Origin of the sequence: Streptomyces sp. NPDC050145, from assembly GCF_044460245.1 — a bacterium.
Lineage (GTDB): Bacteria > Actinomycetota > Actinomycetes > Streptomycetales > Streptomycetaceae > Streptomyces.
In genome coordinates, this window is record NZ_JBITJS010000006.1 from 366,495 (window position 1) to 389,646 (window position 23,152).

At 71.9% G+C, this 23,152-nt stretch carries 19 protein-coding genes; 7 read left to right on the plus strand and 12 right to left on the minus strand.

Annotated elements, in window-relative coordinates; translation table 11 throughout:
- Positions 1-29: 29 nt before the first annotated feature.
- The 3 genes from ACIBTU_RS15065 to ACIBTU_RS15075 are packed head-to-tail and all read right to left on the minus strand — an operon-like array spanning position 30 to position 3,515.
- Positions 30-935, minus strand: a complete 906-nt coding sequence (locus ACIBTU_RS15065; RefSeq protein ID WP_188335926.1) for a polysaccharide deacetylase — start codon at positions 933-935, stop codon at positions 30-32.
- 55 nt (positions 936-990) lie between these two features.
- The gene (locus ACIBTU_RS15070) at positions 991-2,181 is read right to left on the minus strand and encodes an aspartate/glutamate racemase family protein (protein WP_399126528.1); all 1,191 of its coding nucleotides are present in this window, start codon (positions 2,179-2,181) and stop codon (positions 991-993) included.
- A complete protein-coding gene (locus ACIBTU_RS15075) occupies positions 2,178-3,515 on the minus strand; it encodes an MFS transporter (RefSeq protein WP_399126529.1) in 1,338 nt (445 codons plus the stop codon). The genes ACIBTU_RS15070 and ACIBTU_RS15075 overlap by 4 nt, the downstream gene beginning before the upstream one ends.
- Positions 3,516-3,725: 210 nt before the next feature.
- On the opposite strand from ACIBTU_RS15075, the gene ACIBTU_RS15080 reads away from it, so the two are divergent.
- Complete coding sequence (locus ACIBTU_RS15080) at positions 3,726-4,397, plus strand: GntR family transcriptional regulator (protein ID WP_399126530.1); 672 nt, start codon at positions 3,726-3,728, stop codon at positions 4,395-4,397.
- Positions 4,398-4,943: 546 nt separating this feature from the next.
- On the opposite strand, the gene ACIBTU_RS15085 is transcribed toward ACIBTU_RS15080, so the two are convergent.
- From ACIBTU_RS15085 to ACIBTU_RS15120, 8 genes are all read right to left on the minus strand, one after another.
- Positions 4,944-7,817, minus strand: a complete 2,874-nt coding sequence (locus ACIBTU_RS15085) for an NHLP bacteriocin export ABC transporter permease/ATPase subunit (protein ID WP_399126531.1) — start codon at positions 7,815-7,817, stop codon at positions 4,944-4,946.
- A gap of 1 nt (position 7,818) precedes the next feature.
- Positions 7,819-10,050, minus strand: coding sequence for an NHLP family bacteriocin export ABC transporter peptidase/permease/ATPase subunit (locus ACIBTU_RS15090; protein WP_399126532.1), 2,232 nt, complete (start codon positions 10,048-10,050; stop codon positions 7,819-7,821).
- Positions 10,047-10,847 (minus strand): HlyD family efflux transporter periplasmic adaptor subunit, encoded by an 801-nt coding sequence (locus tag ACIBTU_RS15095; RefSeq protein WP_399126533.1) that lies wholly within the window; start codon positions 10,845-10,847, stop codon positions 10,047-10,049. Before ACIBTU_RS15095 ends, ACIBTU_RS15090 begins: the two co-directional genes overlap by 4 nt.
- A 164-nt stretch (positions 10,848-11,011) precedes the next feature.
- Positions 11,012-11,239 carry a type A2 lantipeptide gene (locus ACIBTU_RS15100; protein WP_399126534.1) on the minus strand — a complete coding sequence of 76 codons (228 nt, stop codon included), beginning with the start codon at positions 11,237-11,239 and terminating at the stop codon, positions 11,012-11,014.
- A 284-nt stretch (positions 11,240-11,523) separates the two neighbouring features.
- Positions 11,524-12,243 (minus strand): DUF1275 family protein, encoded by a 720-nt coding sequence (locus ACIBTU_RS15105; protein WP_399126535.1) that lies wholly within the window; start codon positions 12,241-12,243, stop codon positions 11,524-11,526.
- A gap of 17 nt (positions 12,244-12,260) precedes the next feature.
- Positions 12,261-13,544 carry an MFS transporter gene (locus tag ACIBTU_RS15110; protein ID WP_399126536.1) on the minus strand — a complete coding sequence of 428 codons (1,284 nt, stop codon included), beginning with the start codon at positions 13,542-13,544 and terminating at the stop codon, positions 12,261-12,263.
- Between the two features lie 44 nt (positions 13,545-13,588).
- Complete coding sequence (locus tag ACIBTU_RS15115) at positions 13,589-13,957, minus strand: VOC family protein (RefSeq protein ID WP_399126538.1); 369 nt, start codon at positions 13,955-13,957, stop codon at positions 13,589-13,591.
- 30 nt (positions 13,958-13,987) lie between these two features.
- Positions 13,988-15,325, minus strand: a complete 1,338-nt coding sequence (locus ACIBTU_RS15120) for a PLP-dependent aminotransferase family protein (protein WP_399126539.1) — start codon at positions 15,323-15,325, stop codon at positions 13,988-13,990.
- 114 nt (positions 15,326-15,439) lie between these two features.
- On the opposite strand from ACIBTU_RS15120, the gene ACIBTU_RS15125 reads away from it, so the two are divergent.
- Positions 15,440-16,063 (plus strand): DJ-1/PfpI family protein, encoded by a 624-nt coding sequence (locus tag ACIBTU_RS15125; protein WP_399126540.1) that lies wholly within the window; start codon positions 15,440-15,442, stop codon positions 16,061-16,063.
- 68 nt (positions 16,064-16,131) lie between these two features.
- On the opposite strand, the gene ACIBTU_RS15130 is transcribed toward ACIBTU_RS15125, so the two are convergent.
- Positions 16,132-17,007 carry a hypothetical protein gene (locus ACIBTU_RS15130; RefSeq protein ID WP_399126542.1) on the minus strand — a complete coding sequence of 292 codons (876 nt, stop codon included), beginning with the start codon at positions 17,005-17,007 and terminating at the stop codon, positions 16,132-16,134.
- A gap of 58 nt (positions 17,008-17,065) precedes the next feature.
- On the opposite strand from ACIBTU_RS15130, the gene ACIBTU_RS15135 reads away from it, so the two are divergent.
- The 5 genes from ACIBTU_RS15135 (at position 17,066) to ACIBTU_RS15155 (ending at position 23,148) form a co-directional block, all read left to right on the plus strand.
- Positions 17,066-18,394 carry a 6-phospho-beta-glucosidase gene (locus ACIBTU_RS15135; RefSeq protein WP_399126543.1) on the plus strand — a complete coding sequence of 443 codons (1,329 nt, stop codon included), beginning with the start codon at positions 17,066-17,068 and terminating at the stop codon, positions 18,392-18,394.
- A 257-nt stretch (positions 18,395-18,651) separates the two neighbouring features.
- The gene (gene tgmA / locus ACIBTU_RS15140; protein ID WP_188335912.1) at positions 18,652-18,843 is read left to right on the plus strand and encodes a putative ATP-grasp-modified RiPP; all 192 of its coding nucleotides are present in this window, start codon (positions 18,652-18,654) and stop codon (positions 18,841-18,843) included.
- 14 nt (positions 18,844-18,857) lie between these two features.
- Complete coding sequence (gene tgmB, locus ACIBTU_RS15145; RefSeq protein ID WP_399126544.1) at positions 18,858-19,853, plus strand: ATP-grasp ribosomal peptide maturase; 996 nt, start codon at positions 18,858-18,860, stop codon at positions 19,851-19,853.
- Between the two features lie 143 nt (positions 19,854-19,996).
- A complete protein-coding gene (locus ACIBTU_RS15150; protein WP_399126545.1) occupies positions 19,997-22,054 on the plus strand; it encodes a phosphocholine-specific phospholipase C in 2,058 nt (685 codons plus the stop codon).
- A 98-nt stretch (positions 22,055-22,152) separates the two neighbouring features.
- On the plus strand, positions 22,153-23,148 hold the full coding sequence (locus ACIBTU_RS15155; protein ID WP_399126546.1) for a phospholipid scramblase-related protein: 996 nt from the start codon (positions 22,153-22,155) through the stop codon (positions 23,146-23,148).
- Positions 23,149-23,152 lie beyond the last annotated feature (4 nt).

The window sequence follows — 23,152 nt, forward strand, 5'->3', positions numbered from 1 at the left end:
CGTTCATGGAGGGAGAGGGGAGCGGAGCGTCAGCGCATGTCGGCGGGGCGCTCGGTGCCCTCGAAGGGGAAGCGGCGGCGGAAGTCGTCGGCCGCGTCCTCCAGCGTCACGAAGGAGACGCCCTCGTGCCCGGAGACGTACTCGATGAAGCGCTCCAGCATGAGGAGCACCTGCGGGCGGCCGGACACGTCCGGGTGGAGCGTGACCGGGATGACGGCGTAGTCGAGCTCGCGGTGCACCCAGTCGAACTGGTCCTTCCAGTCCTGCTCCAGGGCGCGCGGCGAGACGTAGCCGTGGCTGTTGTGGCTGTGCTTGTTGAACATCATGGGCGGCAGGTCGTCGACGTACCAGTTGCCGCAGAACTCGACGAGGTCGACCTCGCGGCCGTGGACGAGGGGCTTCATCCAGTCCTTGGCCTCGGCCTTGTAGTCGATCTTCGTCCAGGAGTCGCCGACCCGGGCGTAGAACGGGGTGAAGTCCCGGTAGTTCTGCGAGTGGTCGTAGCTGAAGCCGTACTTGTGCAGGAGCGCGGCCGTCGACTCGGACATCTCCCACCAGGGAGCGACGTAGCCCTTGGGCTTGCGGCCGGTGAACTCCTCGATGAGCTCGACCGACTTGGCGAGGACGTCCTCCTCCTGCTGCGGCGTCATCGCGATCGGGTTCTCGTGCGAGTAACCGTGCGCGCCGACCTCGTGACCGGCCTCGACGACCATCCGGGTCTGCTCCGGGAAGGTCTCGATGGAGTGGCCGGGGATGAACCACGAGGTGCGGATGCCGTAGCGCTCGAACAGCTTGAGGAGGCGGGGGGTGCCGATCTCACCGGCGAAGACGCCGCGCTGGATGTCGTTGGGCGAGTCCTCGCCGCCGTAGGAGCCGAGCCAGCCGGCCACTGCGTCGACGTCGACGCCGAGTGCGATCTGAATGTCCTTGGCCATGAAAGGTGTGCTCCCTGTGTGATGCGTTTGGTGCGGGTGAAGAAGTGGATGGGGCTCAGCCGAGGCGTTCGGTGAGGACGGCCGTGGCGGCGGCCAGTGCCTCCTGGTCCGTCGCGGACCAGGCGCGCTCGCGCATGCTGTGCACGGAGATCCAGCCGGTCATCGCGCCGCCCGTCTGGACCGGCGACAGCATCTGGGCGTTGACGCCGTAGACGTCGATGAGCGCCTGCGGCGGGTTCGGGGCGTCGCGGAAGTGCGGCTGGACCAGCGCGCGGCGCTCGGTCTCCAGCCACTCGACGGTGTTGAGGCGGCGCTGGTCGAGGGAGGCGTCGCGGCGGATCGAGCGCACTCCCTCGCCCAGGGCCTCGCCCGCGGTCAGGTCCACGTGCAGACCGTGCGCGGGCAGATCCACGCGGAACGTCGTACGGTCCGCGCCGGTCGCCGACAGCAGCCCGCCGAGCACCGACTGCACCTCGGCACGCAGGGCGCCGTCGCGCAGCAGGGTGCCGAAGCCGGACCACGACGGTGCGGCGCCCGCGAGCCGCAGCGCGTTCCACAGCGTGGCCGTCACCGAGTCGAACACCGGGATGTCCAGGGCCTGTTCGAGGCGCTCGGCCTCGAAGGCGCCGTGCACGTTCGTGCAGACGACGGCGACGGCCTGGGCGCCGTCCGTCGCGGCGGCCTCGACCTGGCGGGCCACGTCCGCGGCCGGGATCCGGGCGAACGCCTCGTTGTCGTCCTCGCCGAACGGCTCGGCGAGCACGCACTCCAGGCCCTCCTTGGCGTACTCCGCGACGATCGCGTCGGCGACGTCGCGGGTGTACGGCAGGGCGAGCCCGAGCCGGGTCACGCCGTACGCGGCGCAGGCGTCGAGCAGGGCGAGCGTCGAGGTGGTGGCGGGGACGCCGGTGGCCTCGGTGAGCGCGGCGGCGAGCTTGCGGTCGCGCTCGATGCCGAGCCAGGAGCCGGAGGTGCCGTTCCAGACCAGGACGTCGACCTTGGCGTCGGCGAGCTGCCGGGCGGCGGCCAGCATCGGGACCGGGTCGAACTGGGCGTCGCTGCCCGAGTCGAGCGCGATCCGGGTGACCGGCACCCGCGCGAAGTGCGCGGTGACCGTGCCGGCCGCGCCCCGCAGCAGCCCGTACGTCACGGGCTCCAGGCAGGTGTTGGACGAGGGCGTGAGCATGCCCACGCGCAGCGGACGGGTGCTGGTGCCGATGCCGGTCGTCGGACGGTTGTCGCTCATCGGACGACGAGCCTCCTCGAGTAGTCGATGAACAGGGACGAGACGGTGAACAGGGCGCCCGCGCCGACGAAGTAGAGCAGCGCCCAGGTGTAGGAGCCGGTGCCGCCGACGATGAAGCCGACCGCGATGGGCGTGACGATTCCGGCGATGTTGCCGGACAGGTTCATGGCGGCGCCGACGACACCGGCGTTGGCGCGGCCGCCGAGCGTGGAGGGCAGCGCCCAGTACAGGCCGGCCCAGCGCAGGAAGAACAGGACGCCGGCGAGCAGCAGGACGGCGGTGAGCGCGTCCGGGACGAGGACCACGCCGAGCAGTCCGGCCATGACGGCCACGCCCGCGGCGCCCATCATGGTGCGCAGCACGGTGTTGGTGTTGCCGCCGCGGTCGCGCCAGGTGTCGGAGAGCCAGCCGCCGATCAGCTCGCCGACGAAACCGGCGCCGAAGATGACCAGGGTGGACCAGCCGATCGACTTGATGTCGAAGCCCTTGGTCTCCGAGAGGTACAGCGGGCCCCAGGTCAGCAGGCCGTAGAAGACGCCGTTGAAGCCCATCCAGCCCAGGCACATGCCCCAGAAGGAGCGGTGGTGCACGTAGGAGCGGAGCTTGGCGGGACGGTCCTCGCACGGGGCGGCCGCGTCCTCGGCGGCGTGCGCCTCCTCGATGTACGTGGCCTCGGCCTCGTTGACCGAACGGTGCTCGCGCGGGGTGTCGCGCAGGAACCACAGGGCGAGGAAGCCGACGGCGACCGTGACGACACCCGCGACGACGAAGCTGATCCGCCAGCTGCCGGTCCAGGCGATGAGGCCGGAGATCGCGATGCCGCCGAGGGCGGAGCCGAGCGGGGCTCCGCCGTCCATGAGGACCGCGCCGCGGCCGCGCTCCTTGGGGGCCAGCCAGGTCGCGTTGAGCTTGCCGCCGGCCGGCATGACCGGGGCCTCCACGGCGCCGAGCGCGAGGCGGGCCGCGAGCAGCGAGCCGACGCCGGTGGCTCCGGCGGTCAGGCCGGTCGCGATGCCCCAGCCGACGCAGGCGCCGCCGGCCATCCTGCGGGGCCCGAAGCGGTCGATCAGCCAGCCCGCGGGGAGCTGCATCAGCGCGTACGTCCAGAAGAACGCGCTGAGCACGAAGCCGGTGACCTCCTTCGTCAGGTGGAGGTCCTTCGTGATCAGGGGGAGCGCGACGGAGACGGAGCCGCGGTCGATGTAGTTGAGCGAGACGACGCCCAGGAGAAGGAGGAAGACCTTCCAGCGGGTGCGGGTGGGAGCGGCCTTGGCGGTGGCTCTGGGGGCCTCGGTGGCCACGTCGGGGGAAGACGTGGGCTTGGCTGACGACATGACTGACCCTTTGTTTCGGCAGGGGGACGAGCTGCGGAACGGGGGCATGCTGCGGGTGGCCGCGGTGGCGGTCGCACGGGCAGATGTGAGGTGCATGTGACGTGCGCGTTCGGCGCTATGGCATACCAAAGAATGCGGAAGACCATGGCCTGCGTCAAGGCGTTGGTATACCGTAATTTCAAATTTTCCAGGAGCGCCCGGGGAGGACACATGGCACAGGCGGGGTCCGGCGAGGTCGGATGGCTGCGCGACCAGGTCTGCGAGGGAATCAGGGACCGGATCATCGCCGGGCACCTCCGCCCGGGCGACCGACTCCTCGAACGGGAGGTCGCCGAGGAGTTCGGCGTCTCCCGCATCCCCGTGCGCGAGGCGATCCGCGTTCTGCTCAGCGAGGGCTTCCTGGAAGCCGTGTCGCCGCGCAAGATCGTGGTGAAGCAGCTCTCGTTCCAGGACGTCCTCGACCTCTTCGACCTGCGCGAGGCCCTGGAGGTCCTGGCCGTGCGCCGCGCCACCGAGCGCGCGGAGAAACCCCAACTCGACGCGCTACGACGTCTGTTGGACACCGCGCGCAAAGCCACCCGCACCGGCCGCGCCGCCCGGATCTCCCGCGCCAACACCGACTTCCACCACCACATCGTGGAGATCGCGGGCAACACGATGCTCGCCGGTACGCTCCAGCCCCTGGAGGGCCGGATGCGCTGGCTCTTCCAGCAGGTCGACGACCCGGAGGCGGTCTGGGAGGAACACCGCGAGCTGTACGAGGCCATCGCGGCCCGGGACGTGGACCGTGCCGCCGACTGCGCGCTGCGCCATGTTCGCCACTACCGGGAGGAGGCCATCCGCCTCCTCTTCGATGCGAGCCCGGCGCCGGTCGAACCCTGACCCTTGGGCTCCGCCCGGTGCCGGTTGTTCTCGCCCGGGGCGCGGGCGGCGACGGGTCTGGCCCGGGGGCGGCGTTGAAGTCGCCGCCGGCAGCGGCGCCGCGCGTCTGCCTCCGGCGTTTGGCGCCTGGCTGGGGCCATGCCGCTTTGGCCCCGGCCCTGTGCCCGCCCCCTCCGGGGGCGTCGGCCCGGCGCCGGGTTCGCCTTCCGGTGGCCGATCGGGCCGCCGCCGTAGGGGTTGAGGATCATCGCCGGGTGCCGCGCCGTTGTGGCTGGTCGCGCAGTTCCCCGCGCCCCTTACGGGGCGCACCCTGCCCGGCGCTTCGGCATCGCCGGGTGTCGCGTCGTTGTGGCTGGTCGCGCCCACGCGGCGGAGCCGCATGCCGACACCGCCCCGCGCCTCGGCATGGGGCCGTACCTCGGCGCCGCGTGCGGCTTCGGGCGCCCTAGCCTTGGGCAGTCTGCCGCCTGGGGCGGCACGGGTGGGCAAGGCGGCACCCAGGTGCCGGGTGCGCGATCGGTCGGCCTCGCCGCCGCTGTGGGACGGTCACACCATCTGGCGCCGCACCAACTCGTGCAGGCGGCCCCCCGTGTCGGCCAACAGGTCAGCCGGTGCGCCCTGTTGGACGACGCGGCCTGCCGCCATCACGATCACCCGGTCCGCGTCCAGGACCGTGGAGAGGCGGTGGGCGATGACGATGCGGGTCGCCCGGAGGGCCCGCGTGCTGTCGATGACGGTGCGCTGGGTCTCGTTGTCGAGGGCGCTGGTCGCCTCGTCGAAGAACAGGAGCTTCGGGCGCCGGATGAGGGCCTGCGCGATCATCAGGCGCTGACGCTGGCCGCCGGAGATCGCGCCGCCCCCGGCGATCATGGTGTGCAGTCCCATCGGCATCCGCTTGATGTCCTCGGCGAGGCCCGCCATCGCGGCCGCCTCCCACGCCTCCTCCTGCGAGAAGGCCTCCGCACCGCAGATGCAGTCCAGGATCGACCCGGTCAGCGGCTGCGCGTTCTGGAGCACCACCCCGCACTGCCGGCGCACCGCGGCCCGGTCGAGCGCGGAGAGGTCCTGGCCGTCGTAGAGGACGCTGCCGGAGGTCGGTGCGTCGAAGCCGATCAGGAGGCGCAGCAGCGTCGACTTGCCGCAGCCGCTCTCGCCGACGACCGCCACGAACTCGCCGGGGCGCACCGCGAGCGACACGTCGTCCAGGACCAGTGGCCCGTCGTCGCCGTAGCGATAGGAGAGACCCCGGGCCTCAAGGGCGCCGGACAGCTCGCCGGGCTGCGACGCCGCCTCCTGCACCTCCGGCTCCGCCTCCAGCACCGGCTTGATCTGCTCGTACATCGGCAGCACGGCGGCGGCCGACAGCAGCGCCCCGGTCAGCTGGGTCACCGACGTGAGCAGCATCGTCACGGCCGTGTTGAAGGTCAGGAACGCCGCCGCCGACAGCGAGCCGCGCGCGGGCCCGGCGAGCAGCATGAACATCACGAGTGAACACAGCGGCAGATAGACCGTGTTGAGGACCGTTGTCACGTTCTTGATCCGGCCCGCGCGGCGCTGCAGCTCCCGGCTGCGGGCGAACTCCTGCGCCCACGCCCCGTACGCGAAGCTCTCCGCCCCCGCGACCCGCAGCTTCGGCAGCCCGCGCAGGGTCTGGAAGGCCTGGTTGTTCAGCTTGTTGCCGAGCTCCACCAACTGCCGCTGCCAGCGCAGTTCCCAGAGCCCGAGTGTCAGGAAGACGCCCGCGACGAGGACCAGCATGCCGAGCGCGGCGAGCGCCAGCGGCACGCTGTACACCAGCAGCAGCACGAGGTTCATCGCGCCGATCGTCACGGACTGCACGACCACGGGACCGACTCCGGAAAGGAGTCGCCGGATCGCGCTGATGCCCATCGCCGCGCTCGCCAGCTCACCCGTCGAGCGTGAGGCGAAGAAGCGGGTCGGCAGCCGCAACAGGCGGTCCCAGACCGCCGGTTGGAGCACGCTCTCCACGCGCCCCTCCACCCGCAGCACCGTCAGGTTCTGCAACAGCATGAACGCCGCCGACACGACGCTCGCCACCACGACCGCGAGCGACACCTGCGTGATCAGGCTGGTCTGCGCATTCGGCACGTACGTGCCGAGCACCCGGCCCGTCGCGATCGGCACGAGCGAGCCGAGCCCCACCGTCACCAGGCCCGCGAGCAGCAGCCTGCGTACATCCGCACCGCTCGCCCGCATGCTGAACCGCATCAGCCGCCACGGGCTCGACGGCCCGTCCGGCAGCGGCCGGTACAGCATGACGGCCCGCTCCTCGAAGTCCTCCGCGTTGTCCTCGTCGATCCGCGTCCTGCGCTCGCCCGACGGATGCACCGCCTCGTAGCCGCCGCGCCGCCACAGCAGCGCGACCGGCGCCCCCGACGCCGCCCGGAACCCGACCAGCGGCCCCGCGTCACGGCGCCACCAGTCCCCGGCGAGCCGCACCGGGCGCGTCCGGATCCGCGACGCCACCGCGATCTGCTCCACCGGCTCGACCCGCTCGTTCACCGCCTGCCCGCGCGGCGGTTCGGCGAGCGTGAGCCCGGCCGCCCGCGCCACGACCGCGCACGCCGCGTACGTCGCGTCGACACCGGCCGCCTCACCGCCCCGGTTGCGCCGCCGGCCCGAGCCGATCGACGCGAGGAGCGTGCGCTCGGCCTGCTCGCGGACCGCCTCACCCGCCCGGATCCCGGCCGCGGCCCGGTCCTCGTGCGCGCTCTCCAGCCGCTCGATCCAGCGGTCGAGCGCCGACAGGAGCCGGAACTGCTGGTTCACCATCCGCTGCCACAGCGCGCCGTCCACCAGCAGATCGCCGGCCGCGTCCGCGGCGTACGCCGCCCCGTACTGCACGCTGCCCGGCGACAGCTGCGGCCACAGCACGTCGTCGTCGCTCTCCTCGTGCCCGTCGAACCCGCCGTCGGTCGTCCGCCCGTCGAGCGGCGCCTCGAACAGGACCCGCTGCCCGCGCCCCACCCCGAGCGCGAACGCCTCCTCCAGCAGACTCCACGCCGGTGCGTACCCGGCCCCGTGTTCGCCCCCGTACGTCGCGTCGTACGAGCCGTCGTGCGCGGGCGGCGTGTACGGCAGCTCCCGCAGCGGGATCCGGCGCAGCGCACAGCCCGTCGCGGGGCGGCCCACCAGCGTGTGCTGCGCCCCCTCGACCGGCCCCAGCAGCAGGGTGCCCGGCTCCAGACGGCCCAGGAAGTGCCAGTGGCCCTGCGCCAGCGCGTCAACGGCGAACAGGTCGAGCGCCCCGTCCGCGACCAGCCACAGCACCTGCGGGCCCTCCAGCGGCAGGCTGCGTACCCCCGCGCAGTCCACCGGCGTGCCGAGCCCGCCGAACGCCGCCACCACCTGGTCGGACGCGGCGGCGTGCGAGGGGAAGTCGGCCTGTGCGTACGTCACTTCAGTGCTCCCTGACCAGCTCGGAGTACGGCCCGCCGGCCGCCACCAGATACTCGTGCCGGCCGCGCTCGACGACCTCGCCGTGGTCGAGCACCACGATCTCGTCGCTGTCGCGCACCGTGCTCAGCCGGTGCGCGATCACCACGCAGGCGCAGCCGCGCCGCCGGATGTTGTCCATGACCGTCTGCTCGGTCTCCGCGTCGAGCGCGCTCGTCACCTCGTCGAGCACCAGGATGCTGGGCCGGCGCACCAGCGCCCGCGCGATCTCGAGGCGCTGGCGCTGCCCGCCCGAGAAGTTCCGGCCGTCCTGCTCGACCCGTCCGTGGATGCCGCCGGGCCTGCGCGCCACCACCTCGTACAGGCACGCGTCGCGCAGCGCGTCCGCCACCGCCTCGTCGCTGATCGACGGGTCCCACAGTGCGACGTTGTCCCGCACCGTGCCCTCGAACAGGAAGACGTCCTGGTCGACGAAGGACACCGACGCGGCGAGCGCCCCGCGCGGGATGTCGTCGAGCCGCGTCCCGTCGATCCGGATGACGCCCTCCCAGGGCGCGTACAGGCCCGAGATCAGCCGCGACACCGTCGACTTGCCGCTGCCCGACCCGCCCACGAGCGCGACCTGCCGGCCCGGACCGACGTTCAGCGAGAACCCGTCGAGCAGCGGCTTGTCGAGCGGGCTGTAGCCGAACGTGATGTTCTCCAGCTCCACGTGCCCCTTCAGGCGGCGCGTGCTGCGCACCTGCTCGGGCCGCGCGTACAGCGTGTCGACCGGGAAGTTCTCGACGTCCTTGAGCCGGGCCACGTCCGCCGCGAAGTCCTGGATCCGGCCCGCGACCCCGTTCAGCCGTGTGATCGGCGCCGTGAACCGGGTGACCAGGGCCTGGAACGCGACGAGCAGGCCCACCGACAGATGCCCCTCGACCGCCCGCAGTCCGCCGATCCACAGGATCAGCGCGCTGTTCAGCGTCGCGAGCGTCGGCGCCACGACCCCCAGCCACGCGCTCGGCACCCCCAGCCGCTGCTGCTCCTCGAGGGTCGTCGCGTGCTGGCCCGCCCACCGCCGGAAGTATCCGTTCTCCCCGCCGGTGGCCTTCATCGTCTCGATCAGCTGCAGGCCTGTGTACGAGGTGTTCGTCAGCCGTGCCGAGTCCGCCCGCAGCTTCTGCGTACCGGTGGCCCGCAGCCGGATGACGATCCGCATCGCCACCACGTTCAGCAGCGCGATCCCGACCCCGACCAGAGTCAGTTGGGGGTCGTACGTCCACAGCAGTGCGGCGTACAGCAGCACCACGATGCCGTCCACCCCGGCGGCCGTCAGATCGCGGGCCAGGGTCTCGGCGACCGCGTCGTTCGACTGGAGCCGCTGGACCAGGTCGGCAGGGCTGCGCTGGGCGAAGAACGTCACCGGCAGGCGCAGCAGATGCCCGAAGAAGCGGGCGCTGGACAGGGTGGAGGAGATGATCCGGCCGCGCAGCAGGTTCGCCTGCTGGAGCCAGGTCAGCACGGCGGTCAGCGCCACCATCGCGCCCATCGACGCGAACAGCGCGCCCAGCAGCGAGGTCTGGTCCCCGATCAGGAACAGGTCGATGTAGGTGCGGCTGAGCGCCGGCACCGCCGCGCCCACCAGGACCAGGAGCAGGCTCGCGAGGAGCGCGGCCAGCATCGTGCCGGTCGTCCCGCGCAGCCGGCCCGGCAGCGCCTTCAGCACGCCCGGCTTGCGCCCGCCGGTACGGAAGTCGTCGCCCGGCTCCATCACCAGGACGACGCCGGTGAAGGACGTGTCGAAGTCCTCCGTCGGCACGAACCGGCGTCCCTTGTCCGGGTCGTTGATGTGCACCCCGCGCCGTCCGAGGCGCCGGCCGGTGCCGTCGTAGACGACGTAGTGGTTGAACTCCCAGAACAGGATCGCCGGCCCGCGCACGTCCGCGAGGGCCGCCGGTTCCATCTGCATGCCCTTGGCCGTCAGGCCGTAACTGCGCGCCGCCTTCAGGAGGTTGCTGGCGCGCGAGCCGTCCCGCGAGACGCCGCACGCGATGCGCAGCTCCTCCAGCGGGACGTGCCGGCCGTGGTGCGCGAGGACCATCGCGAGCGAGGCCGCACCGCACTCCACCGCCTCCATCTGGAGCACGGTCGGCGTGCGCACCGTCTTGTGGCGGCTCGCCTTCTTCGGGGGCGGCGCGGGGCGGGCGCGACGGCGGCCGTGGCCCGCGGGCGGCAGCGAGGTCGAGGTCACGGCAGCAGCCAATCGATCGGGCGCTGCTCGGCGAGGTGCACGGCGCCGGAGGTCAGGGTCATGGAGGGGAGCGCGTACGGCGGACCGTCGGGCGTCGACCAGGCGTAGCCGGACCGCGTCGTGGACGACCTGGTGAGCTTCACGAGGACGGGCACCCGCGGGCCGCCCTTGGTGAACTGCCCGGCCAGTTCGGTGTCGCCGAGCAGGTCGGCGACCTGGCGGCGGGTCTGCGCGCCGCGCCCGACCGCCTTCACCGTGCCGTGCAGCATCCCGTACTGCCGGGCCTGCGGCACCGTCAGATCGACCGCGGCGCCCGCCGGGACCGTGCCCGCGCCGGTCGCCGGCACGTACAGCATCGCGACCAGCGGCTCGCGCGCCGAGCCCGTGCGCTCCACGGTGGCGACGTCGGAGCCCGTCGTCACGACGGCGCCGATGCGCGCGACCAGCGCGGTGACCCGGCCCGCCTCGATGGCGCGTACGGCCCGGTCGCCCTGCTCGGTACGGACCTTGAGCACCGGGGCGTCGGCCCGGACCCGCTGCCCCTCACGCACGTACACCCCGGTGACCTGACCGGTGACCGGGGTCTGGAGGACGTAGCTGCCCTGCCCGTAGGTGAGGATGCCGTCGGCCTTCAGCGTCGAGGACACCGAGCCGGTCACGGCCCACACGGCGGAGGCGGCCATCACGACGAGGGTGACGGCGAGCACGAGCAGCCCCTGGGGCCGCGCGAGCCGCACCGGGAGGTCCAGCGCCTCCGGCGACTGCAGCTTGGACAGAGCCTGTTGGCGGAACTGCACGAGCGGATTTCCCTTGTCTGGCGAAAGAACGGCCGCGCCCGGACCGGAAGGGGAGTGGTCCGGACGCGGCCGAAGGCCCCGGGACCGGAGGGGGTCCCGAGGCCTGGGGGCCGTCGCCGGTCAGGACGGCGGCGGCCCGATCGAACCGATCCGTGGGATCAGGCTCAGAGACCGGCGGTCAGGCCGGTGGCCAGGCCGGTGACGGCGGCGGTGTTGACGCCGGTCAGGCCCTCGACCGTGCCGGTGAGGCCACCGACGACGCCCGAGACCGGGGCGATGGAGTCGACCGTGCCGGTCAGGTTGCCGGCGACGCCGCCGAGCAGACCGCCCGAGACGTTGTCCAGCTCGGCGTCGGAAATCTCGAGGGTCTCGACCTTGGGGGTGTTGCTCATGATGAGCCGCCCTTCTCAATGGGGGGTGTACGTGGTATTCGAAAAACGCGGAAGGCGTGGGAATCCGGCGGGGAACCGAGTCCGTCCGTTCCACGATGCCGTGGATCAAAGCATGACCGCAGCTCGCACAGCCAATCGGAAGGTCCCCGGTCAGAGGGGATGTGCCCGCTCAACTACCGGCTGGTGCGCACCCGTTCACGAGGTGCTGGCAGCTCCTTCACATTCTTCACTGAGGAAATGGTGAACATGCTGTGCCCACTTTCCCGGAATGGGACACGGGCGCATCAATGGAGCCCGTCACGTGTATCCCGCAATGGATTTTCGTGAACCGTCGTGCCCGCGGTGCGCAATCGATGTGCAGGTTTCTGACACAGCACCGCGGCGGCCGTGAGCACGACCGGCGGGACGAACGCCCAGACCGGTGCGCCCCGGTGCACGGCGACCGCGCACGCCGCCCCGCCCGCCACCGCGAGCAGCCGCGCGGCGCCCCACACCTGGCCGCCCCCGCGCCCCGAACCGTCGACGAGCCCGGTCACCAGCGTCGTGAGCGTCCCCGTGAAATACGTGGTCGGCGAGGCGCCGGCCGCGACCATCGCGCCCGACTGGCCGCCCATCGTGAGCGCCGACACCACGAGCAGCACCGTCCGCCAGACCCCGTCCGGCCGGCCGTCGAGGGCCGCGCACACCACCGCGACGAAGCCCAGCAGCGCCACCTGCCCGGCGAGACACGCCACGACCCGGCCCGGCCAGCCGCCGCCGGAGCGCGCGGGCGCGCCCCGGCACACGAGGGCGGCGAGCGCCGCCCCGAGCGCGTACCCGCCGAGGGCGTACAGGGGAGCGGCCACGTCCGCCGCGTCCCCGCCGCCCGCCGAGATGCCGAGCAGCACCAGGTTCCCGGTCATCACCCCGGCGAACACGGTGCCCAGCACGGTGAACGCGAGCCCGTCCACGGCCCCGGAGGCGCCGGCCAGCAGGACGAGGGAGACATGCGCACGTCGGTTCATGTCCTGACGTTAGGCCGTCACCGGTCCAGTTCGCGGTGTGCGCTCTCCGGCAGCCGCAGATACACGAGCGACGACACGACACACAGCGCGGCCACGTACCAGGGGAAGAGTCCGCTGTGCCCGAGCTCCTTGAACAGGGTCCCCATGTACGGGGCGGTGCCGCCGAACAGAGCGACCGTCAGCGAGTACGGGAACCCGATCCCGGCCGCCCGCACCCGCGCCGGGAACACCTCCGCGTTGACCGCCGCCGAGATCGACGTGAAGCCGGTGAGCAGCACCATGCCCGCGCACTGCGTGAGCAGCAGCGAGACGAACGAGCCGGTCAGCCCGTGCAGCAGCGGCACGCTCAGGAGCGCGAACCCGAGCCCGAAGAACAGCAGCAGCGGCTTGCGCCCGAACCGGTCCGAGAGCAGCCCGCCGACCGGCTGGAGCAAGGCGAAGAACGCCAGCGCGAGCGTGCCCGCGAGCAGCGCGTCGGACTTGTCGATGCCGGTGTTCAGCTCCGCGTACGTCGGCAGGTACGAGGTCCACGTGTAGTACGCGAGGGTGCCACCCGCCGTGATGCCGCAGATCAGCAGCGACTGCCGCGGATGGTGGCGCAGCGCGTCGAACAGGCCGGGCCGCGGGCCCTGCGTCTCCCGCGTCTCCTGGGCCCCCTGCCGGATCCAGAACCCGACCAGGCTCAGCAGCGCGCCCGCGAGGAACGGCACGCGCCAGCCCCAGCCGTCCATCTGCCCCTCGGCGAGCGTGCTCACCAGCAGCGCGGCGACACCCGAGGCCATCAACTGCCCGATGGACGTGGACACGTACTGGAAGGAGGAGAACAGGCCGCGGCGCCCGGGCCCGGCGGACTCGACGAGGAAGGTCGTCGACGCCGCGAACTCCCCGCCCACGGACAGCCCTTGCAGCAGCCGCGCCAGCACGAGGACGACCGGCGCGAGCACGCCCACCGCCGCGTACGTCGGGGTGAGCCCGACCAACAGGCTGCTGCCGCCCATCAGAAGGATGGTCACGGTCAGCGCGGCCCGCCGCCCGCGCCGGTCGGCGACGGCGCCCATGAGCAGCCCGCCCACGGGCCGCATGAAGAAGCCGACGGCGAAGACGGCGAACGTGGACAGCAGCGGTACGAGCGAGTTGTCGGCGCTCTTGGGGAAGACCTGGTCGGCGATGTACGTGGCCAGGAAGGTGTAGGCGTACCAGTCGTACCACTCCACCGCGTTGCCGACGGAGGCGGCGAGGAGCTGGCGTACGGGTCGTGCGGGCCTGGTCGCGGTGCTGAGGATCTCCGGTGTTTCTGTCATGATCCTGACCTGTTCCCCGGAGGGGCCCCGCTCACGCGGAGGGTTCAGGGATGAGCGGTGTCGATGACACAGAAGCGGTTGCCGTCCGGGTCGGCCAGCACCACGAAGTCCGGGTCGTCCGGGTACAGGTCCCAGTCGACGTGCCGGGCGCCCAGGGCCACCAGCCGCTCGACCTCGGCGGCCTGCTCGGCCGCGTTCCCGGCGTACAGGTCGAGATGGACCCGCGGGTGTTCCTGGACCGGTGACTCGCTGAGCCCGAGGGCGAGTTGGACCCCGGGACCGTCCGCCGGGACGAGCACCACCCAGTCGTCCTCCACCGCGTCGCGCGGGACGTACCCCAGCGCCTCCGTCCAGAACGCGGCCGCACGCGGCACATCCGACACACCCAGCACGACAGACCCGACTCTCAGCATGCCTGGATGCTACGCACAGGCGTGACGCGCTTAAGTGAAGGCGTCCTCGATCGCGACCTCGCGCACCGTCCGCAGCGTCGACCGGAGACTGTCCGGGTCGGTCGAGCCGAGAGCGAGGCGCAGGGCCTGCGGTGTGTGGGCCGTGGTGGTGAAGGGCTCGGCCGTGGACACCGAGATGCCGCGGCGCGCGAGCGTGGCCGTGAGGCGGTCGGCGCGGGCGTCGTCGGGCAGCGGCAGCCAGGTGAAGTAGGACGCGGGGTGGGCGAGGAAGGGCAGGCCCGCCAGTTCCTCGCGGGCGATGCGCTGGCGGGCCCCGGCGTCGGCCCGTTTCCGCGTCTCCAACTCGTCCACGGTCCCGTCCTCGAGCCAGCGGCAGACGATCGCGGTGGTGAGCGCCGGGGTGTTCCAGGTGGTCGCCCGGATCGCGCGCTCGAGCGACGGCACGGCGGACGGCGGGGCGACGACGAAGCCGACGCGCAGACCCGTGGCGACGCTCTTCGACAGCCCCGACACGTAGACGGTGAGGTCCGGCGCGGTCGCGGCCAGCGGCGGGGGAGGGTCCTCCACCAGGTAGGCGTAGGAGGCGTCTTCGACGATCAGGGCACGGTGGCGCCGCGCGATCGCGGCGAGGCGGGTCCGGTCGGCCGCAGGCATGACCCGGCCCAACGGGTTGTGCAGAGTGGGCATCGTGTAGATCGCGCGGACCGGGCGGGTCGCGCACAGCCGCTCGAGGGCGTCGAGATCCGGGCCGTCGGCCGTCACCGGCACGGGCTCCAGGTCGAGATGGAAGGCATGGGCGAGCACCTTGAACCCCGGGTAGGTCAGCGCGTCGACGGCGACGACGTCACCGGCCTCCAGCAGGGCCATGACGGTGACGGCCAGGCCGTGCTGCGCGCCGTTGACGACGAGGACCCGATCCGCGTCCGTGGTGAGGTCCCGCCGCCTCAGGTGCCGGGCGATCGCGGCCCTGTCCTGCGGGCGCCCCGGATGCGGCTGATAGCGCAGCAGCGACTCGAGATCACCGGAGCCGGCCAGCTCCCGCAGGGCCTGACGGAGCAGACCGGCCTGCCCGGGCAGCGACGGGTAGTTGAAGCTGAGGTCGACGGCGTCCGGGGCCACGGCCTGCTGGTCGATGCCGTGCCCGGCGGGAACCGCGAGGTCCCGCACGAACGTGCCGCGGCCCTGCTCCCGGCTGACCAGACCCATCGCCTCCAGCTCCGCGTACACCCGGGTCGCGGTCACCACGGCGATGCCCTCCCGCGCGGCGAGGCCGCGATGCGTCGGCAGCCGGGTGCCCGCGGCGAGCCGTCCGGACCGGATGTCGGACGCGAGCGCGTCGACCAGCGTCTTGTACCGCGGGGCTGCCATGCGGCGGATTGTACGCATGACAATTTCTTGGCTGTCCTGGTCGCCGGTCCGTACGGTCACTTTCCATCCCCGCCCGCACCCCCGCACCCGCTCGTATCGGGAAGGACCGCCGCCGTGCACATCGCCATCCTCACCTTCGAGGGCTACAACGAACTCGACTCCCTGATCGCGCTCGGCGTGCTCAACCGCGTCAAGGCCGAAGGGTGGCGCGTCACGATCGCCACCCCGAGCCCCAGGGTGACGTCGATGAACGGCGTGGTCGTCGAGCAGATGTCCACGCTGGAGGACGCGTGCGCCGCCGACGCCGTGATCATCGGCAGCGGCATCGCCACCCGCGAGGTCGTCGAGGACCCGGCGATCATGAGCGTCCTGCGCGGACTCGACCCCGCGCGCCAGCTCATCGCCGCCCAGTGCTCCGGAGCGCTCGTCCTGGCCCGGCTCGGCCTGCTCGACGGCGTCCCCGCCTGCACCGACCTGACGACGAGGCCCTGGGTCGTCGCCGCCGGGATCGAAGTCGTCGACCAGCCCTTCTACGCCCGGGACGACATCGCCACCGCCGGCGGCTGCCTGGCCTCCCCCTACCTCGCCGCATGGATCATCGCCCGTACCCGAGGTGCCGAAGCCGCGGAGAGCGCCCTCCACTACGTCGCGCCGGTCGGCGAGAAGGAGGAGTACGTGGAGCGCGCCCTGCGCAACATCACGCCCTATCTCCCCGCCGGCGTGCCGGTACCGGCCTGACAGAGGCGTGGGGCCGGCCGAGACCAAGGCTGATCTCGCCGGCCCCACCCCGTGACAGCTCGTACCGGTCAGCCCTTGCGGTACGCGATCACGGCCGTCGTCACCAGGCAGGGCGACGGCGGCACCATCTCCACCCGGAGCGTGCCGCGCGCCGTGTCGTAGTCGACGCCCTCGGACTCGAAGGTGCCCGAGCAGATGCTGCGCTTCGGGATCGCGAACGCCGAGGCGACCCGGCCGGTGACCGGCGCGCCGTCGAGGGCGCGGTCCAGGGTGACCTCCAGGACCTCCTTGGTCGCGCCGTCCGACGAGCACAGCAGATGTGTGGCGTCGGTGAAGTCGCAGCCCTGGATGTTGTCGACGGACCGGTCGAGCGTGATCTGGCCGGCCTGCGGAAGGTTCGTGCCGGGCGCGGGCGCCGACGGGTTCAGGACAGGGGTCGGGAAGACCTGGAGGCGGCGCATCGTGCCCCACTCGCCGGACACCAGCCACTGCTTGTCCGGCGACACCGTGGCGAACGAGTTGTTCAGCAACTCGCCCGAGTCCAGGGCGTGTTCGTACGTCGTGCGCTTGCCGCCGGGCGCCGTCACCGCGTACATCTTCTTCTTCGCGTCGTCACCGCCCTGGTACGCGTCGAAGGTGTAGCCGCCCGCGATGTCGGGGTCACCGACATGCGTCCAGCCGGCTATTCGCAGGTCGAGCGGGACCGAGGCGAGGCCGCGGTAGAGCAGCGAGCCGTCGGCGCGGCTGGCCAGGCCCTGGCTGCCGGACAGCGAGTCCACGCGCGCGGTGCCGGTCTCGGTCCACGCGGGAGCCGCCGTCGCGGTGCCCGCGCCGAGCGCCAGCGCGGCGAACGCGGCGGCCACGGTGAGGAGTCGGCGTCCGGTGCGTCTTGTCGTGGTCGACGTCGAGGTCGTGGTCGACGTCGTGGTCGAGCGGATGTGCATGGGGGTCCTCCGCCGGTCGAAGATCTGGTCGGGGATCAGGCTGCCCTACGATCGGGCCATGAGGCTGACGATTCTCGGCGGTGGCGGATTCCGGGTGCCCCTCGTGTACGGCGCACTGCTCGGCGACCACGCCCCCGGCCGGGTCACCGAGGTGACCCTCCACGACATCGACGGCGACCGGCTGAAGGCGATCACCGGGGTGCTCGCGCAGCAGGCCACAGGCGTCCTCGACGCGCCCGCCGTGCACGCCACCACCGACCTCGACGAGGCGCTGCGCGGCGCCGACTTCGTCTTCTCCGCGATCCGTGTCGGCGGTCTCGCGGGCCGCGCCGCCGACGAACGCGTCGCCCTGGAGGAGGGGGTTCTCGGCCAGGAGACCGTCGGCGCGGGCGGCATCGCGTACGGACTGCGCACCGTCCCCGTCGCCACCCACATCGCCCGTCGCGTCGCCGCCGTCGCCCCCGACGCCTGGGTCATCAACTTCACCAACCCGGCGGGCCTGGTCACCGAGGCCATGTCCCGGCACCTCGGCGACCGCGTCATCGGCATCTGCGACTCGCCCGTCGGCCTCGGCCGCCGCGTCGCCCGCGTCCTCGGCGCCGACCCGGGCGAGGCCTGGATCGACTACGTGGGACTCAACCATCTGGGCTGGCTGCGCGGCCTGCGCGTGAACGGCCGCGACGAACTGCCCCGGCTGCTCGCCGACGAGCACCTGCTCGGCTCCTTCGAGGAAGGCCGCCTCTTCGGCACCGACTGGCTGCGCTCCCTCGGCGCGATCCCCAACGAGTACCTGCACTACTACTACTTCAACCGCGAGACCGTCCGCGCCTACCGCGAGGCCGAGCGCACCCGCGGCGCCTTCCTCGCCGACCAGCAGTCCGCCTTCTACGCCGACCCCTCCTACGCCTCCTGGGACCGCACCCGCGCCGAGCGCGAGGCCACCTACATGGCCGACAACCGCGAGGCGGCCGGCGCGGGCGAGCGCGACGAGGCCGACCTGGAGGAGTCCGGCGGGTACGAGAAGGTCGCGCTCGCCCTGATGCGGGCCATCGCCCGCGACGAACGCGCCACGCTCATCCTCAACGTCCGCAACCGGCACGTCCTTTCGGCGCTCGACGCGGACGCCGTCATCGAGGTGCCCTGCCTCGTCGACGCCAACGGCGCGCACCCCGTGGCCGTCGACCCGCTGCCGGACCACGCCGCGGGCCTGGTCACCTCGGTCAAGGCCGTGGAACGCGAGGTGCTGACCGCCGCCACGACCGCGTCCCGCGCCGCCGCGGTCAAGGCCTTCGCCCTGCACCCGCTCGTCGACTCGGTCGGCGTCGCCCGCCGGCTCCTGGACGGATACGTGTCGGCGCACCCCGAACTGGCCCGGCTGCGGGCCTGACGGCAGGGCGCGGGGCGAGCCGGTGACGGCGGCGTGAAGGAGTGTAAAGGACTGTAAAGGCGCGGTATAGCAGAGGGGTGGCCCAAAGGGCCGCCCCTTTCTGGTTGCTGACGTTGCGTCATCACGCTCCGTGGCGGAATGAACTCGTCCGCAGGTGTGATGCGTCCTACAGAAAGAATCTGAGAAATTCGCTAGGAGTGTGACGCCGGAGAGTCACCATGCGCTTAGCTTGGTGCGCCCCCCAACGAGGAGTACCCATGCGACCGTTCGCCCTGAACTATGCCCGAGCTGTACGAGAGGCAGAGGTCAGCGCGCCGTACACATACGACTCCGCACTGCAGTTGAATGTGCTGCCCGACGGCGGAGTGGCCGCGTACGACTACGCTGTGTTGCGAGAAAGTGCCGCTACCACGTCCACGGCAGGGTCCAAAACCCATTTCGACGACTGAACGGCCGCGCGGAAATGACCGTTCTGATCCTGACGAACGAACAGGACGTGACGGCCGACATGGCCGTCGTGGAATTGAACGCCGGGGGAATCCCGGTGCTGCGGCTGGATCCGGCCGAACTGCCCGGCGGTGTCGGAGTGTCCGGAGAGTTCGCCCATGGGGCGTTCCACGGCCATCTGTCCGTCGGTGGCCGGGTCGTGAGCATGGCCGGCCTGCGTTCCGTGTGGGTGCGCAGGCCCGGCACTCCCGCCGCCCGCGCCCTCGCGGCCTCCGACTGGCTGACCGAGGAGGCCTCGCAGTCGCTGTACGGCATGCTGCGCTGTACCGACGCCCGCTGGATGAACCATCCGGACGCGGCCCGGCAGGCCCGGCACAAGCCCTGGCAGCTGTGGCTGGCGCGGGCCTGCGGGCTGCCGGTGCCCGCCACGCTCATCACCACGTTCCCGCGCGTGGCCCGGGAGTTCGCCGAGCGCTATCCCGACCTCGTCGTGAAGCCGGTCTCCGGCGCACACCCCGGTGGCGAGGGCCTCGCCGTGCCGACCACACGGGTGCGGCCCGATGAGGACTACCGCGACGTCGCGCACGGCCCGACCCTGCTGCAGCGCCGGGTCCGCAAGGTCGCCGACATCCGGCTGACCTGCGTCGGCGACCGGCTGTTCGCCGCCCGCGCGCAGAGCGAGCCGCAGGCGGCGGAGGCGGACGGGTCGGTCGTCGACGTGCGCTTCGACGACGCGGCGGGGCCCTGGCGTCCGGTGCCCGTGCCGCGGCGCGTGGCCGACGGCGTGCACGCCTATCTGACCCGGGCCCAACTCGCCTACGGGGCCTTCGACTTCGCTGAGGACGCGGACGGCATCTGGTGGTTCCTGGAGTGCAACCAGTCGGGCCAGTTCGGCTTCGTCGAGATCGAGACCGGGCAGCGCATCGGCCGGGCCGTCGCACAGTGGCTCGCGGGGGAGCCCCTCGGTCCGGCAGCGGAGCCTCTCGGTCCGGATCCGGCGCCGCAGCGGTGACTTTCGGCCGTCCGCCCCACCGGCTTCACGCGTCCGTCACCACCCCTTCCCTTTCTCCCGGTGGTCTTGAACACTCCCGTTGGCGTACTCCCGTCGATCGTCCGCCGACGCACCCACCGACATAACAGGAGATCCCCCCACCCATGACCGAACTGAACCGGCGCCGCTTCCTGCAGATCGCCGGAGCCACCGCCGCCTACACGGCCCTGTCCGGCTCCATCGAGCGGGCCGCCGCCATCCCCGCGGCCCGCCGCAGCGGCACCGTCCAGGACATCGAGCACATCGTGGTGCTCATGCAGGAGAACCGCTCCTTCGACCACTACTTCGGCACCATGAAGGGGGTCCGCGGCTTCGGTGACCCGCGTCCGGTCACCCTGCCCAGCGGCAAACCGGTCTGGAACCAGTCGAGCCTCGGCAAGGAGACGCTGCCGTACCACCCGGACGCGGCCGACCTCGGCATGCAGTTCATCGCGGGCCTCGACCACGACTGGGCGGGCGGGCACAGCGCGTTCGCGAACGGCCGCTACGACAACTGGATCGCCGCCAAGGGCACCGGCACGATGGCGTACCTGACCCGCGAGGACATCCCCTTCCATCACGCCCTCGCCGACAAGTTCACCGTCTGCGACGACTACCACTGCTCGTTCATGGGCGCGACCGACCCCAACCGCTACTACATGCTCAGCGGTTACGTCGGCAACGACGGCACCGGCGGCGGCCCCGTCCTGGGCAACGAGGAGGCGGGCTACGGCTGGACCACGTACGCCGAGCGGCTCGAGAAGGCCGGGATCTCCTGGAAGGTCTACCAGGACATCGGCGACGGGCTCGACGCCGCCGGCAGCTGGGGCTGGATCAACGACGCCTACCGGGGCAACTACGGCGACAACTCGCTGCTGTACTTCAACAACTTCCGCAACGCCAAGCCCGGCGACCCGCTCTACGACAAGGCCCGCACCGGCACGAACGCCAAGGCGGGCGACGGCTACTTCGACATCCTCAAGGCCGACGTCAAGGCCGGGACGCTGCCGAAGATCTCCTGGATCGCCGCCCCCGAGGCCTTCTCGGAGCACCCCAACTGGCCTGCCAACTACGGGGCTTGGTACATATCGCAGGTTCTCGATGCGCTCACCTCCAACCCCGAGGTGTGGAGCAGGACGGCCCTGTTCGTCACGTACGACGAGAACGACGGCTACTTCGACCACGTCGTGCCGCCGTACCCGCCGTCCTCCGCGAGCCAGGGCCTGTCCACCGTCGACACCAAGCTGGACTACTACCCGGGCAGCATCACCCGGGCCGCCGGACCCTACGGGCTCGGCCAGCGCGTGCCGATGATCGTCGTGTCGCCCTGGTCCACGGGCGGATACGTGTGCTCGGAGACCTTCGACCACACCTCGATCCTGCGGTTCATGGAGCAGCGGTTCGGGGTGCAGGAGACCAACATCTCCCCGTGGCGCCGTGCCATCTGCGGCGACCTCACCTCCGCCTTCGACTTCTCCCTGAAGGTGACCGACCCGGCCCAGCTGCCCGACACGGCGGGCTACCTTCCGCCGGACCGCGACCGGCACCCCAGCTACGTTCCCAAGCCGCCCGCGCAGGGCTCCCTGCCCCGCCAGGAGGCGGGCTCCCGCCGCAGCCGCCCGCTCGCCTACGCCCCGTACGTGGACGGCGCCGCCGACCTCGCGACCGGCAAGTACAAGCTGACCCTCAGCGGCGGCGACCGCGCGGGCGCCGCCTTCCAGATCCGCTCCCAGAACCGCACCGACGGCCCCTGGACGTACACGGCCGAGGCCGGCAAGTCGATCTCGGACAGCTGGAACTCGTACTACTCCAAGGGCGCCTACGACCTGACCGTGCACGGCCCGAACGGGTTCCTGCGCGCCTTCAAGGGCGACAACAAGGTCGCGGGCCCCGAGGTGACCGCCCGCCACAACGGGGGCACCGGCAACCTGGACCTGACCCTGACCAACCCGACGGCGGCCGCGGTCCGGCTGACGGTCACCAACGCGTACGGCGGCGGCGCGCAGACCCACACCGTGCCCGCGGGCGGCTCGCTCCAGCGGACCGTCGACCTCTCGGGCACCCGGCGCTGGTACGACCTGACGATCGTCGCCGAGGGCGTCAGCGGCTATCTGCGCCGGCTCGCCGGGCACGTGGAGAACGGCACGGCGGGCGTGAGCGACCCGGCCATCGCCACCGTGTGACAGCCCTGTGCCCCTCCGGTGCCGACGGGACCGGAGGGGCACACATCACATGTGTGCGGCCTGGTCCGGTCCATGGGGCGGCGCGATAGTGTGCCCCGGTGACGACGCAATCGAACACCCCCGCTGGCTGGTACCCGGACCCCCAGGGGACTCCCCAGACGCTGCGGTGGTGGGACGGTTCCCAGTGGACCGAGCACACGCACGCGGCGGCCCAGGTCCCGCAGCAGCAGGCCCCGTCGCAGGCGCAGCCGCAGCAGGCCCAGCCCCAGCCTCAGGCGGCTCAGCCCCAGGCCCAGCCGCAGCAGCAGCCTTACGGCGGTCAGCCGCAGCAGCAGCCGTACGGCGGGCAGTCCCAGCAGGCCTACGGCGGCCAGCCGCAGCAGGCGCCTCAGCAGCAGGCCTTCGGCGCGCAGGCGCAGCAGCACGCCGACGCGGCCCGGGTCCAGCACCAGGTGCAGCAGCAGGCCGGTGTCGCGCCGAGCGCGCAGGGCGGCGGCTCGCTGTTCACCGAGCCGGTCCTGGTCGTGAACCAGAAGGCCAAGCTGATCGAGCTCACCAACGAGTACAGCGTCATGGACCAGCAGGGCCGCCCGCTCGGCACGGTCACCGAGATCGGCCAGAGTAGCCTGAAGAAGGCGCTGCGCTTCGTGTCCAGCGTCGACCAGTTCATGACCCACAAGCTGGAGATCCGCGACGCCTACGGGCAGCCGCAGCTGATCCTCACGCGCCCCGCGAAGTTCATGAAGTCCCGGGTGATCGTCGAGCGCCCGGACGGTTCGCCGGTCGGCGAGATCGTCCAGCAGAACGTCATCGGCAAGATCAACTTCGGCATGATGGTGAACGGCCAGCAGGTCGGCGCGATCAAGGCGGAGAACTGGCGGGCCTGGAACTTCGCGATCGTGGACCACGCCGACCAGGAGGTCGCGCGGATCACGAAGACGTGGGAGGGCCTCGCCAAGACGATGTTCACCACGGCGGACAACTACGTCCTGCAGATCCACTTCCAGCTGCCCGAGCCGCTGCTCAGCCTGGTCGTGGCGACGGCGCTGACCGTCGACACGGCGCTCAAGCAGGACTCGCGCGGCTTCGGATGACCGG